15 protein-coding genes are annotated in these 13267 nt (G+C 44.7%); 12 read left to right on the forward strand and 3 right to left on the reverse strand.

The genetic code is table 11. The annotated features are described in order from the left end of the window. The first annotated feature begins 718 nt into the window (after positions 1–718). Positions 719–2134 carry a sensor histidine kinase gene (locus tag ACX0G7_RS25065; protein ID WP_458926283.1) on the forward strand — a complete coding sequence of 472 codons (1416 nt, stop codon included), beginning with the start codon at positions 719–721 and terminating at the stop codon, positions 2132–2134. Positions 2135–2142: 8 nt separating this feature from the next. On the opposite strand, the gene ACX0G7_RS25070 is transcribed toward ACX0G7_RS25065, so the two are convergent. Continuing rightward, positions 2143–2856, reverse strand: a complete 714-nt coding sequence (locus ACX0G7_RS25070) for a LytR/AlgR family response regulator transcription factor (protein WP_458926284.1) — start codon at positions 2854–2856, stop codon at positions 2143–2145. Next, on the reverse strand, positions 2849–3841 hold the full coding sequence (locus ACX0G7_RS25075) for a sensor histidine kinase (RefSeq protein WP_458926285.1): 993 nt from the start codon (positions 3839–3841) through the stop codon (positions 2849–2851). Before ACX0G7_RS25075 ends, ACX0G7_RS25070 begins: the two co-directional genes overlap by 8 nt. 193 nt (positions 3842–4034) lie before the next feature. Between ACX0G7_RS25075 and ACX0G7_RS25080 the strand changes: the two genes are divergently transcribed. The 9 genes from ACX0G7_RS25080 (at position 4035) to ACX0G7_RS25120 (ending at position 11431) form a co-directional block, all read left to right on the forward strand. Further along, positions 4035–5246 (forward strand): M23 family metallopeptidase, encoded by a 1212-nt coding sequence (locus ACX0G7_RS25080; RefSeq protein ID WP_458926286.1) that lies wholly within the window; start codon positions 4035–4037, stop codon positions 5244–5246. Positions 5247–5299: 53 nt separating this feature from the next. Next, positions 5300–5533 (forward strand): hypothetical protein, encoded by a 234-nt coding sequence (locus tag ACX0G7_RS25085; RefSeq protein WP_458926287.1) that lies wholly within the window; start codon positions 5300–5302, stop codon positions 5531–5533. 43 nt (positions 5534–5576) lie between these two features. Beyond that, a protein-coding gene (gene prfB / locus ACX0G7_RS25090) for a peptide chain release factor 2 (protein WP_458926288.1) occupies positions 5577–6666 on the forward strand; the annotation gives its coding sequence in 2 pieces (ribosomal slippage) (positions 5577–5636 and positions 5638–6666; 1089 coding nt in all). 37 nt (positions 6667–6703) lie between these two features. After that, complete coding sequence (locus tag ACX0G7_RS25095) at positions 6704–7210, forward strand: hypothetical protein (RefSeq protein ID WP_458926289.1); 507 nt, start codon at positions 6704–6706, stop codon at positions 7208–7210. Positions 7211–7220: 10 nt separating this feature from the next. Then, complete coding sequence (gene pruA / locus ACX0G7_RS25100) at positions 7221–8852, forward strand: L-glutamate gamma-semialdehyde dehydrogenase (RefSeq protein WP_458926290.1); 1632 nt, start codon at positions 7221–7223, stop codon at positions 8850–8852. A gap of 44 nt (positions 8853–8896) precedes the next feature. Next, positions 8897–9424: a bifunctional pyr operon transcriptional regulator/uracil phosphoribosyltransferase PyrR gene (gene pyrR / locus ACX0G7_RS25105; RefSeq protein WP_458926291.1), complete on the forward strand. Its 528-nt coding sequence runs from the start codon at positions 8897–8899 to the stop codon at positions 9422–9424. A gap of 51 nt (positions 9425–9475) precedes the next feature. After that, on the forward strand, positions 9476–10411 hold the full coding sequence (locus ACX0G7_RS25110) for an aspartate carbamoyltransferase catalytic subunit (RefSeq protein WP_458926292.1): 936 nt from the start codon (positions 9476–9478) through the stop codon (positions 10409–10411). Positions 10412–10461: 50 nt separating this feature from the next. Further along, a complete protein-coding gene (gene coaD / locus ACX0G7_RS25115; protein WP_458926293.1) occupies positions 10462–10968 on the forward strand; it encodes a pantetheine-phosphate adenylyltransferase in 507 nt (168 codons plus the stop codon). 28 nt (positions 10969–10996) lie between these two features. After that, the gene (locus tag ACX0G7_RS25120) at positions 10997–11431 is read left to right on the forward strand and encodes a hotdog fold thioesterase (RefSeq protein ID WP_458926294.1); all 435 of its coding nucleotides are present in this window, start codon (positions 10997–10999) and stop codon (positions 11429–11431) included. Positions 11432–11482: 51 nt separating this feature from the next. Here ACX0G7_RS25120 and ACX0G7_RS25125 read toward each other — a convergent pair whose 3' ends face one another. Next, on the reverse strand, positions 11483–12118 hold the full coding sequence (locus ACX0G7_RS25125) for an NUDIX hydrolase (protein WP_458926295.1): 636 nt from the start codon (positions 12116–12118) through the stop codon (positions 11483–11485). Positions 12119–12396: 278 nt separating this feature from the next. On the opposite strand from ACX0G7_RS25125, the gene pyrE reads away from it, so the two are divergent. After that, complete coding sequence (pyrE, locus tag ACX0G7_RS25130) at positions 12397–13032, forward strand: orotate phosphoribosyltransferase (RefSeq protein ID WP_458926296.1); 636 nt, start codon at positions 12397–12399, stop codon at positions 13030–13032. 24 nt (positions 13033–13056) lie between these two features. Beyond that, on the forward strand, positions 13057–13267 hold a 211-nt coding region (locus ACX0G7_RS25135), incomplete at its 3' end, for a cation transporter (RefSeq protein ID WP_458926297.1).

The following is a 13267-nucleotide window of genomic DNA, read 5'->3' on the forward strand; positions in this document are numbered from 1 at the left end:
GCACCGGGCTGTGTAAAGGTGTGAAACTGTTCATTATAAATTAATGGGTGACATAAGAATCTGAGTATAAACTGCTCATGAGTGGTGTTGGCGTGAGAAAAACCTTCCACATGGGAAGATTTCTTTATTGGAATGAGGGCAGGCAACGTTGTAAGAGATTGGGGGAGTACCATAGGATAGCGGAGGTGTATTATGCGAACCCATAGTGTACCATACAAAAGTGGAAGGTATTATGCGACACCGGGTGTATGCTAAACCAGAATGGAAGTGTACTTCGCGGGAGTCGAAGAGTGTTATACAAGAACGGAGTATTATATATGAACGAAAGTGTATTACGTGATAGTGGAAAGTGCACGATATGACAACCGCATTCTACATTATCCAAAGATGGGAGAGGGATAAAAACATAAAAAAAGCACCAAGATCTGTATGTCGTGTTTGCTTTCGCAAATGATACTTACAATTCCTGATGCCTGTTCGAGTTGCTGGTTTCTGATCAGATTTGCAATCCTTTCGAACTGCTATTTCTTATTCAGATCTTTGCTTCTCTTTTGTTACTTCTAAGATAGCTCATTTAACCTATGTGATCCAAATTTTTTTTGCATTCGTTATTCACCTGTTTAGCACAAAATTATGCACATTATGTGCCTGATTTTCTGGCCCCGAAATTACTTGCCGCCAAACGGTAATAAAATCGTTTGATTGTCGTTCTTAACCAGTGCAAAAACTGCTGACTCCCAATATCATCTATGCATTGCCCTTACATCTTGAACGGTTTCGGCGCTACATTCATTCAATCGGGGTCACGCAGGAAATGTCTGAATATGAGAAACGAAAGATGAGCATTTTTAACATGCTCAACCTGCTCGGCCTCATCACAGGGATAATTGTACCTGTTCTTGGACTCCTCGCAAAGCAACATCTTCCGCCGCTTGCCTGGTTTGCGGCGTTCAGCCCGGTATGTATAAGCCTTACGGTGCTCTGGATGAATAACGAACGATACTATGAACTTTCAAGGATTTGTTATTTTAGTCTCTACCCACTTGCAACTTCACTTGCATACCTTGGACAAGTAGACGTAGGCATCGAGTTGTTCTTTATTTTATACGGCGTATTGTCCGTCCTTTTTCTGCAGACTTTCAGAAACATTGTTTTTTCTTTTTGCCTGTCATCCACCTGCTATTTTTTTTCTGCACTCGTTATAAGACAATATTATTTTGACCTGAAACATGTCAATTACGGTTTCTACCTTATCAACCATATATCGGCACTCATATTGATTTTCTATGCACTGTATCTGATAAAAAAAGAGAACAGTATTTACCAGTTTACCTTGGTTAGTAAAGGAGACGAATTACAGAGACAAAACCGGGAGATAGAAGATCAGAGACAACAAATAGGGGAGAAGGCTGTGCTGCTGGAACATCAGACCAAAGAACTTGCAGAACTGAACCAGGTAAAAAATAAGATGTTTTCTGTGATAGCACATGATCTTAAAACACCTATGTATGCACTCCGAAATCTGTTCCTTAATATGCAACGACAACAAATGTCTTCAAAAGAAATTAAGGAGTTGGTTCCCGGAATCATCAATGAAATGAACTTTGCTACCGGCCTTATGGAAAATCTCCTGGTGTGGGCGCGCGATCAAATGAAAAATGCGAGTGCTCAACCGGAACAACTGGAGATGAGCCAAATGATTACTGATGTATTCAAACTGCTCAGACTACAGGCCTCAAATAAAAACATTCGCCTGATTTCGAGCGTTATCGCACCCGCTGAATGTTATGCTGACCGTGAAATGGTAAACCTGGTCCTAAGGAACCTTCTTTCAAACGCCATCAAGTTTACACCTGAAAATGGAACAATCACTGTTTCTGCAAATGTTTCAGAAAAAAATACCGAGATAAACGTTGCTGATACCGGGATAGGAATCAGTGAGGCTAATATCCGTTTGCTGTTTAACAATGAATATTTCTCTACACGCGGAACAAATGATGAATCAGGCACTGGCGTCGGACTCTCCTTGTGCAAAGATTTTCTCGAAAAAAACGGGGGTGGAATTTCGGTGACTTCCGTTGCGGGAAACGGCAGTGTGTTTTCGTTTAGTCTTCCACGTTATAAGAAGAAATAAGTTTCCAATCAGGTTTTCCTGACGCTATTCATAAATTCTTCCCGGTAAGTTTCGCCGATAGGCAGGTTGATGTTGTTAATGCTCACGCTGCCTTTTTCGACAAAGGATATTTTTGACATATTTACAATGTAAGATTTGTGAATTCTTACAAATTGTTGTGAGGGTAGCAGGGCAAGTATGTTCTTCATACTTTCGAGGGAAAGAGTTTTTCCTTGCACACCGTGAAAAGCAATATAATCTCTCAGACCTTCGATATAAAAAATATCCTTGAAATCCATTCTTTGAAGCCGGTTATTGCTGCGGATAAATATGTGATCCGGCACATCTTTGGTTACATGCAAGATGTTCTGCGAACCGTGCTTAAGCCTGAACTTATTAACTGCCACCGAAAATCGATCATAGGTTACGGGCTTCAGCAGGTAGTCCAATGCGTTATATTCAAAACCATCAACTGCATAATCCGGGTAGGCTGACGTTATAACGATATCACATGCGTTCCTCACAATTTTCATAAACTGAATACCTGAGAGTTCGGGCATCTGGATGTCGAGAAATAACAGGTCCGCCTGCCCGCGCTGAACCAGGTCAAGCGCAAGCATCACATTTGTGCCGGCAAATAATAGGTCCAGGTCACCGGTACGATTCACGTAATCTGCCAACAGCTTAACAGCAAGCGGTTCGTCATCAAGAATAACGCATCTGATATTTCCGTTTTCAGGCATCTCGCAAAGTTAGTTTAACATTGAATCTGTCCTCGTCTGTCGTAACACATAGTTCGTGGGCCAATGGGTAAAGTAATTCAAGTCTTCTCCTTACATTGTCCAGGCCAATACCTCCCCCGGCATCTTTATGCTGGTTGTTGATTTTGTTCGAACAAAAAAAGCTAAGTTCTTTTCCATCATCTGAAATGCTAATGATCAGTTTATCTGATTCATGTTGAAAGGTGCCATGTTTGAATGCATTTTCAATAAAGGGTATAAACAATAACGGGGGAATTGTTCTTTCACCAGTTGCGGAAATCGTAATATTCAGGGGCAGATCATGTTCAAATCGTAACTGCTGAAGCTGGATATATCTATGCATATAATTTATCTCTTCACTGAGCTTCACGTTTTCGCTGGCATCGTATAACATATATCTCATAAGTTCAGAAAAACCGGCAATTGCCTCAAGTGCCTTCCCGGAGCCCTGGTTAACCAGCGAATAAATGTTGTTCAGACTATTGAACAGGAAATGGGGATTCAATTGTGATCTTAAAAATGATAACTCTGACTGGCGGTGTTGAATTAATAACTCTTTACGTTGTAGCTCCTTGAAGCCGGCATACTGAATGAAAAAAAATATCGCACCGAAAGCGATGTATATAATGAAATAAAAAAGGTTGGTAAGGAAAAAGTATCGAAGTCTGCCAGCTCCCGGATCCAGACTAAAAAACAGGAAGAATAAAATAAGGTTGACCAATGCTATTAATGTAACTGCCAGCACCGGGGCGCCTGAATAGTATTTCAGCAGGATCAGGTAAGTGGATACGGCGAAACCGCTAAGCATTACTATATGTAAAGTCCTGAACACAATTGATCTCATCTTTCTTGGCATAGCTAACACATCGACCTGCCCGTTTACCAGGTCAGGCATATCCTGGATCAACCTGACCAGGAAATAAAACACAATAAACAGGGCCATGACCATCCACACCTTCGATTTCATATTTGTAAATCTAACACTTAAGTGTCTCAGAGATTAATGCAGTGCGCGGTCTTCATGTCAAAATCTGCCAACAGGCAAAATTCATCTGCAAACATTCTGGCGGAGTGCTGAATGGGTATGCAGAGCGTCTCATCCGGTTTGCAGATTAGTATTGAATAAGGCTGGGTGGAGATATAGTTTCGAGAAAAAATGTATGATTCTGTCCTCATCGCGCCGCTTACCGGGGAAAGCTATAGCTCATCCTACAGATGACGATCTTCGGAAATTTCGACCCATAGTCACACGTAAGGCCGTTCTCAGCGTGTCTATTATCGTATTATGGCTGGCAATATTGATAGCGTTTATTTCAAATCGTGGGAACAGGTTTTTGGCTGGTTACGTTGCACCACTTGATCTGCCTCTGAACCTCGCCGGCAATTTTGGTGAGGCCAGGAGTGACCATTGGCATCTTGGGCTGGACATCAGGACAAATGGCAAAGAAAATTTGCCGGTCAGATCAGTCGCAGATGGTTGGATCAGCCGCGTAACCATCAGTGCTAACGGATATGGTAATGCGCTCTACGTGACACATGATAATAACAGGACAAGTTTGTATGCCCATCTCAATTCTTTTTCCGAACCTGTCGCAGATTATGTTGCCTCTATCCAGCGCAGGAAAGGGCAGTGGACACAAGACATTACGATACCGGAAGGAAAATTTGAAGTGGAAAAAGGGGCGATCATTGGCCTGAGCGGCAATACGGGTTTTTCCGAGGGGCCACATCTTCACTTTGAATGGCGGAATACTGTCACGGGAACAAGCATCAACCCGTTGCTGGAAGTAGCGAAGGTCGCCGATGACCGCGCACCGGTAATCAAAGCTGTTTACTGGTATAGCCGTGATCGGGGAAGCGATCAATATGCTGCGCAAAAAATTTATAGCGATACGGATGCCGGTGCCAAGGCAGGGAGTTCTGAAAAGACGTTACTTGTACCATCCCGCACCGTCAGCATTGGAGTAACTGTGTTGGATAAAATCAACTCATCTCCATTCAACATGGGTGTTTACCAGGTGAAGCTTTTCATGGATGGCAGATCGGTCCATACTTTCAGGATGGACAGTCTGCCAGAGGCCAACAGCAAGGAAGTAGTACGAGCGACAGACTATGCCCCCAGGCGTAATTCTCCGGAGAATCGCATTCTTTTACTTTCATCCCCAAAAAAAATCCCGGGCACAATGAGGCTGTCGAACGGTGATGGGATTATCAACCTGGCTGATGGTAAAGAACACTCAATGAGTATTGAAACAAAAGATATAGCTGGTAATACCAGTACATATAGTTTTACAATGAAGTACCCGGGCAGCAACTATATCGGAAAGCCATCCCGCCAGATTTCTTCAATGGCCCAGTTCCTTCTTCTGTGAAATTGATGGGTTGGAAAAACGGGCAGCAGATTGTTAATGACGAAGCCTTAAAAATGCAGGTCACAGATGACCTCGGCGGAATCCCGAACGTGCGGGCAGAACTCGACGGCCGTTGGGTTCCGCTTGAACAGAAAGGCAGGATTTCCACTTTAAGGATAGGTAAAGAAACCGAATTTCACCGGGGCGATTCCAAATACAATGTGCCTGGTAGCCAACATTTACTGATGACGAGAGCGACTGATGTTGCGGGAAATATAACGCGAAACGTTTTTCGGTTTCAATATTAATTTCATGCCTTTTTTTCGGCTACAACGCATAACTTCGCGCCCTATGACACAAGAACAGATCAAGGCTATGAGGGATCGGGTAACCGTCCTGAGGAGGTTTCTTTGACGTCGATAACAGACAGGACAAAATAAACCAGGAAAAACAATTATCGCTGTCACCCGGATTCTGGGATGACAACAAGCGTGCTACCGAGATACTGAAGAATATAAAACTCAATGAATACTGGGTTAAGTTATATGAATCAGTGGAATCTGCTGTGGATGACTTTGCCGTGCTTTTTGAGTTTTGGAAAGAAGGTGAGGCAAATGAAGAAGAAGTTAAGCAGGCCTATGCAGAGTCACTCAGGTTAATTGAGGAAGCAGAGTTCAAGAGTACGCTTAATCAACCGGAGGACGAATTGCCCGCTGTGTTGCAAATCAACAGCGGCGCCGGCGGCACAGAAAGCCAGGATTGGGCAGAAATGCTTGCCCGCATGTATCGCATGTATGGTGAAAAACAAGGTTGGAGCGTTACCCAGCTCGACTGGCAGGATGGAGACGGTGCCGGTATAAAAAGTGCTACCCTGCAATTTGATGGCCCATTTGCGTATGGATTTCTAAAAGCCGAATCAGGTGTACATCGCCTTGTGCGGATCTCTCCTTTTGACAGCAATGCCAGGCGCCATACTTCCTTTGCTTCTATTTATGTTTACCCGCTTATCGATGATACCATCGAGATTGAAGTGAGCCCTGCCGATATTGAATGGGCGTTTTTCCGAAGCGGTGGAAGTGGAGGTCAGAACGTGAACAAAGTGGAAACCGCGGTGCGGCTTACCCACAAGCCAAGCGGTATCATCGTGGAATGTCAGCAGGCCCGAACCCAGGGTGAAAACCGGGAGAAGGCTATGACCATGTTGAAGAGCCGGCTTTATGAGGAAGAAATGAGGAAACGGGAAGCATTGAAAAATGCAGCCAATTCTTCAAAGAAAAAAATAGAGTGGGGCAGCCAGATCAGGAGTTATGTTTTCCATCCGTATAAAATGATCAAGGATCACCGTACCGACTACGAAGTTGGAAATGTTCAACCGGTAATGGACGGCGATCTCGACGGCTTTATAAAAGCTTATCTTATGATGGAAAAAGAACTGAGCTGAACAAAAAGCGATCAGGGTTTAAACGCCGACAACGTCTATGCATAACCGCGGTCTGAAATACAGTTTATTCATTTCATTTTTCTTAATGCTGGGCTGTCAGCCCGCTGCTGACAAGAAAGAAGCTACCGGAACCGACGGAACCGACACCGTATCGGTGGACCCTTATGCATTGACAAGAGCGGACCTCCTTGACGATTCTGTGTTCAGTAATGGATCAAGGCCGGTATCCTGGAAGAACGCAGGAATTGCTGATTCCATCGGAATGAAGAAATTTATCAGGAAACTACAGATTTGGGTCAGGGACAACCAGGTGGATTCTATATCCGGATACCTGGATTACCCAATGCGAAACCCCGGTATTAAGGACAAATCCGATTTCAAGTTAAATTACCGCGACTATATCACAGATGGTGTTAAAGCAGCACTTGCTGACCAGCGCCTCAGCCAGGTTTTCCGGACGGAACAAGGAGCAATGATCGGGCAGGGACAGATCTGGTTCCGCGAAAAAGACAATAGTATTAAGATCATAGCGATCAATAATTAAAAAAGTTTTTATGAGTCTTGGTTATTTTAATTATCCTATGCCGGTCAATGAGCCCGTTTTGAATTATGCGCCCGGATCGAAAGAAAGAGAAATATTAAAAAACACGCTCGCCGAACTCAAGGGACAACAAGCGGACATCCCAATGTATATAGGTGGCCAGGAAGTGAGGACAGGTAAACAAACTGCCATTCACCCTCCCCATGAAACCGCTCATGTGCTTGGACATTTTCATAACGGAGACGAAACGCATATTAACCAGGCCATTGATGCCGCATTGGCTGCAAAGGATAGCTGGGCAGCATTAAGCTGGGAAAATCGTGCAAATATATTTTTAAAAGCGGCTGACCTGATTGCAACGAAATACAGGCCATATATGAACGGCACCACTATGCTGGGCCAAAGCAAAAATGCCTACCAGGCCGAGATTGATAGTGCGTGCGAACTGATTGACTTTCTTCGCTTCAATGTGCATTTTTTAGGTGAGATATACAAACAACAGCCGATAAGCAGCCCGGGTATGCATAACCGTTTGGAGTACCGCCCGCTGGAGGGATTTGTACTCGCGGTGACGCCTTTCAATTTCACGGCTATAGGTGGCAACCTGCCAACATCAGCCGCGATGTGTGGGAACGTAGTTGTATGGAAGCCGGCAAACACACAGATCTATTCTGCCCAGATGATCATGAGAATACTCAAAGAAGCGGGTTTACCCGATGGTGTGATCAACCTGATCTATGTAGATGGCCCGACGCTTGGTAAAGTCTGTTTCACTCACCGTGATTTTGCGGGTATACATTTCACAGGTTCGACCGGTGTATTCAATCATATGTGGAAGACCATTGGCGAGAATATGTCTAATTACAAGTCTTATCCGCGGATCGTCGGAGAGACAGGAGGAAAAGATTTTGTTGTTGTTCATAAAAGTGCCAGTGTTGATGTAGTGGCAACGGCCCTGCTCCGCGGAGCGTTTGAATTCCAGGGCCAGAAGTGTTCTGCAGCTTCACGTGCCTATATCCCCTCAAACCTGGCTGAGGAGATCAAGAAAAAGCTGGTGGAAGGTATAAACAGTTTTAAGATGGGACCGGTAGATGATTTCACAAATTTTATAAGCGCGGTTATTGATGAAAAAAGTTTTAATAACATCAGCAAGTATATAGAGAATGCGAAAAAAGATCCGGATGCAGAGATCATCGCAGGCGGTGTGTGTGACAGCTCAAAAGGGTATTTCGTTCAACCCACTGTTATAGAAGCAAAGGATCCGAAGTATGTCAGTATGTGCGAAGAGATCTTTGGACCTGTACTTACGATTTATATCTATGATGCTGAGAAATATGAAGAAACACTTAAGTTGGTTGATGAGACGTCACCGTATGCTTTAACCGGTTCAATCATTTCCACCGACCGGACGGCCGTTGAACTGGCAACAGAAAAACTGAGAAATGCTGCCGGGAACTTTTATATCAACGACAAGCCTACTGGCGCGGTTGTTGGCCAACAACCTTTTGGGGGTGCAAGGGCAAGTGGTACAAATGACAAAGCCGGGTCGATCCTGAATCTTTATCGTTGGTTAAGCGCCAGGACAATCAAAGAAACGTTTAATCCACCGGTAGATTACCGTTATCCTTTCCAGCAGGAAAAATAGGCGTGGGGTTCATCATTTCATAACGCTGTCAAAATCGATCATTATTGAAAACTGTATTAACCGAACAACAAGTCGCGATAACCATCAAAAGGCTTGGACACCAGATTCTTGAAAACCATGTTGGTTTGCAGGATACAGTGCTTATCGGCATACAGCCGCGTGGCATTTTTGTTTCTGATCAGCTGGCGCGGGAGTTACGCAGCTTGTTACCGGGGCAACAGGTTAATTATGGCAAACTTGATATCACGTTCTACCGGGACGACGTAGCAAAAGGAATACACATCCCAAATCATACTGAAATTCCTTTCAGCATAGAAAATAAAAATGTTGTCCTGATCGACGATGTGTTGTATACCGGAAGAACCATCAGGGCAGCTATGGATGCGCTTATGGCTTTTGGCCGCCCGGCAAAGGTTGAACTGTGTATTCTTATTGACAGGCGCTTCAGCCGGCAGCTGCCAATTCAACCAGACTATGTTGGCCGGGCAATAGATTCGCTCGTTTCGCAAAGAGTAAAAGTATACTGGAAGGAAAGAGACAACCGCCAGGAAGTGGTGTTGCTCGAAAACTGATGAAAATGAATTCAGGATTTATCTATTTATCTTATAACTTCGATGCCTGAAATGCAGCTTTCAGTCAAACACCTTCTTGGTATTCGCGATCTCACTCCACAGGATATAAAGATCATTTTAGATACAGCCGTTCAGTTTAAAGATGTGCTTCAACGCCGCATCAAAAAAGTGCCTTCGTTACAGGACATCACGGTAGTGAACCTGTTTTATGAAAATTCCACACGCACAAGAATTTCCTTCGAACTGGCTGAGAAAAGACTTAGTGCAGACATTATCAATTTCAGTGCAAGTGCTTCCTCCGTAACGAAAGGAGAGACGCTGCTGGACACCGTGAATAATATCCTTTCAATGAAGGTCGATATGGTGGTGATGCGTCACAGTGCAACCGGTGCCCCGCATTTTCTTGCCAAACATATTCCCGCAGCGATCATCAATGCGGGAGATGGCATCAACGAGCATCCAACGCAGGCACTTCTTGACGCTTTCTCGATCCGGGAAAAACTGGGAAGCCTGGAAGGAAAAAAAATCGCGATCATCGGCGATATTATGCATTCAAGAGTGGCCTTAAGTAATATTTATCTGCTCAAAAAAATGGGAGCAGAGGTTATGGTTGCAGGTCCTCCGACCCTGATCCCGAAATATCTGAAAGAGGCTTTTGATGTGCAGGTGGAATATAACCTAAGGAAAGCCTTACAGTGGTGCGACGTCGCCAACGTTTTGCGAATCCAACTCGAAAGACAGAACCAGGTGCTGTTTTCTTCATTAAGGGAATACAGCCTGGCTTATGGTATCAACAAGGCTTTACTCGACAGTCTGGGTAAAGAGATAGTGATCATGCACCCCGGTCCTATAAACAGGGGAGTTGAACTGGACAGCGATGCTGCTGATAGTGGCCAGTCAATCATTCTTCAACAAGTTGAAAATGGTGTTGCGGTGCGGATGGCCGCACTCTACCTCCTGGCCGGTGGCAGGGAAGTCAACAACTGATGGTTTTTTGTGCATATTTGTTGTATTTTACTTTCCTCTAATAGCTGCCTATGTCGCGAATTGCTTTGTTTCCGGGAACTTTTGATCCCATCACCATTGGTCACCTGGACATTATAAATCGTGCCCTCCCGCTGTTTGATAAACTGGTGATTGGAATAGGCAGAAACGCCAGCAAGGTTCCCATGTTTGATGAAGAGCAGCGTATGAAATGGATCAACGAGATCTATCGCACAAACAACAAGATCTCATGTGTGGTTTATGATGGGCTCACCGTTGAATGTTGCCTGAAGGTGGGAGCGAATTTTATCCTTCGGGGTATACGGTATGTCAATGATTTCGAGTATGAGAAAGCCATTGCAGATATGAACCGGAGCCTGGATAATAATATCGAAACCATATTTCTGACCTGTTTACCACAATACACTTCGGTTGCCAGTACCCTCGTACGTGATGTGATCAGGAACGGTGGCAATGCCATGCAGTTTCTACCCGAAGAGGTTGCTACCACGATCGCCCAGTCGAGGATGGAAAAATCCACTGCAACGCGGTCACGTTAAAACCTGAACTCAGCATCAAATCAAGAATATGATCTGGTATAACAAAAACCTCGCGGTAAGTGATCTCCTCACCGCAGGAGAAAATAATATGGCTGGATGGCTTGGGATCGAATTCGTGGAACTCGGGCCCGATTTTCTGAAAGGGAAAATGCCCGTGGATCATCGCACCATTCAACCCTATGGTTTACTACATGGGGGAGCTTCCTGTGTATTGGCCGAAACCCTGGGAAGCATCGCGTCATCCCTGGTGATCGACAGGGAACGTTTTATCTGTGTCGGTCTTGAAATCAATGCAAATCATATAAGAAGCGCAAGGGAAGGGTCTGTCACCGGGTTGGCAAAACCTATTCATCTTGGGTCCACTACACATGTCTGGGATATCAGGATCACCGATTATAAAGAGGCCCTGATTTGTATCAGCAGGCTTACTGTTGCCATTCTGCCGAAGAGAAGCGATAGATGACGACGAATTTTTCACGGCTGGAGAGCGTTTAAAGCCGGCAGCTGGAACGCTCTAAGCGTGCTCCAGCAACCCTCCTGCCCGCAGCACATCTATTATAGAAGGCATGGTGTTGGTGATATAAGCGTCGAGTTCACCGGGCTTGACCCATTTAACTTCCGTAATATCTTCTTCAAGTTGTGGTTCGGGATATTGTTCTCCCGCGGCATGGACCAGGAACCAGCAGTTTTCTTTCAGAATATGTTTCCCGTTTTCGTCGTAAGTATGGTAGGTATTGATGAGATGTTTCTTAATGCTCAGGTTAACCAGCATGGTTTCCTCATTGATCTCCCTTATAGCGCATTCTTCGATTGTTTCCCCTTCATCCAGTTTGCCCTTCGGCAGATCCCATTTGCCCCGCCTGAAAATAAGGAGGTATTCGTCATTATCATTAACGACAAGCCCACCGCCAGTGCGGATCACTATGAATTTCTTAAAAAAGGCGTGTTTAAGTGCCTCCAGGTTCTCGTTCAGGAATATTCCTGCATGTACTTTTTCAGTTTTCATTTCGTGGATCATGGAGTTTATACCCGGCGACGATAGCTCGTCCATAAACACGGCATCATCATGGTGTTTATAGGGTTCCAGTTCCGCCGTAACATTGTCGGTAAGAAACAGCGGTTTATCGTTGAAATAGATCTTAATATACATTCAGATGGTTTACTCTTACAATTTAAACCCTGCCATTGTAATTCACCTCGTTTTTTTAAAATACTTTCGCTTCGCCCGACGAAGCCCCGGATGCATCTTGAATAAGTAGGTGTCCTGTGGGGCGTAGTTGGGCTTCGCCCGACGAAGCCCCGGATGCATCTTGAATCAGTAAGTTTCCTGTGGGGCGTAATTGGGTGCTACGACGACCGCCAGGATCTTGCACAAACAAGCGTGCTGCGTGCGTAGCTAAGTAGCCCGAAGCTCCAAAATCTCTAATTATGACAACAAACGAAAAAGCAGTCGCCGAAAAACTACTTCAGGTCAAGGCGGTCCGGTTAAACCTTGAAACCCCATTTACCTGGGCATCAGGATGGAAAAGTCCGATTTATTGCGATAACCGCAGGGTATTATCCTTTCCCTTCGTCCGGGAGTTCATCAAGTCCGAAATGTGCAATGTGATCTTCGACCAGTTTGAGGACGGAGCAATATTGGCCGGCGTGGCAACCGCAGGGATTGCATGGGGCGCCATGGCTGCCGACCAGCTTAAACTTCCGTATATCTATGTCAGGCCCAAACCCAAGGAACATGGAATGGGTAACCAGATCGAAGGATTTTATGAACCGGGACAGAAAGTTGTAGTGATTGAAGACCTTATTTCTACCGGTAAAAGCAGCTTGCAAGTTGTAGAAGTATTACGGCAGGAAGGACTCGAAGTGATAGGAATGGTGTCAATTTTCGACTATGGCTTTCCGATGGCGGCAGAAAACTTCAGGGAAGCCGGCGTTAAACTCCGGACACTCACGAATTATGCAACAATGATCCGCCTGGCAGTCGAAAAGCAACTCTTCACTCCGGCGGAGCACGATATTTTGTTAAAATGGCAAGCAGATCCTGGCAACTGGCAGGGGAAATAATTACATTTGAGAAAACAAAAACTTATGAAAAAACTCGGACTATTGTTGCTTGCCGTTGTGGCTTTTGCAACCGCCGGTACCAGCCAGGTCAAAAAAGGAGTGCAAACGGTAGTGATTAAAACTCCAACAGTTCAATGTGAAATGTGCAAGGAACGTATAGAGAAAGTGCTCATGAGAGAACCAGGCGTACAAAAGTCAGTGGTGGATTACAAGAAAAAAACGACCAAAGTTACTT

Source organism: Flavitalea antarctica, assembly GCF_054461535.1.

What these genes read in the sequence shown, in the direction of transcription:
- ACX0G7_RS25085 (WP_458926287.1), top strand. Translation starts at nt 5,300, where the DNA reads ATGCAGGTCACAGATGACCTCGGCGGAATCCCGAACGTGCGGGCAGAA.
- ACX0G7_RS25125 (WP_458926295.1), bottom strand. Translation starts at nt 12,118, where the DNA reads ATGTATATTAAGATCTATTTCAACGATAAACCGCTGTTTCTTACCGAC.
- ACX0G7_RS25075 (WP_458926285.1), bottom strand. Translation starts at nt 3,841, where the DNA reads ATGAAATCGAAGGTGTGGATGGTCATGGCCCTGTTTATTGTGTTTTAT.
- ACX0G7_RS25080 (WP_458926286.1), top strand. Translation starts at nt 4,035, where the DNA reads ATGATTCTGTCCTCATCGCGCCGCTTACCGGGGAAAGCTATAGCTCAT.
- ACX0G7_RS25095 (WP_458926289.1), top strand. Translation starts at nt 6,704, where the DNA reads ATGCATAACCGCGGTCTGAAATACAGTTTATTCATTTCATTTTTCTTA.
- ACX0G7_RS25110 (WP_458926292.1), top strand. Translation starts at nt 9,476, where the DNA reads ATGCAGCTTTCAGTCAAACACCTTCTTGGTATTCGCGATCTCACTCCA.
- ACX0G7_RS25070 (WP_458926284.1), bottom strand. Translation starts at nt 2,856, where the DNA reads ATGCCTGAAAACGGAAATATCAGATGCGTTATTCTTGATGACGAACCG.
- pruA (WP_458926290.1), top strand. Translation starts at nt 7,221, where the DNA reads ATGAGTCTTGGTTATTTTAATTATCCTATGCCGGTCAATGAGCCCGTT.
- pyrE (WP_458926296.1), top strand. Translation starts at nt 12,397, where the DNA reads ATGACAACAAACGAAAAAGCAGTCGCCGAAAAACTACTTCAGGTCAAG.
- ACX0G7_RS25120 (WP_458926294.1), top strand. Translation starts at nt 10,997, where the DNA reads ATGATCTGGTATAACAAAAACCTCGCGGTAAGTGATCTCCTCACCGCA.
- coaD (WP_458926293.1), top strand. Translation starts at nt 10,462, where the DNA reads ATGTCGCGAATTGCTTTGTTTCCGGGAACTTTTGATCCCATCACCATT.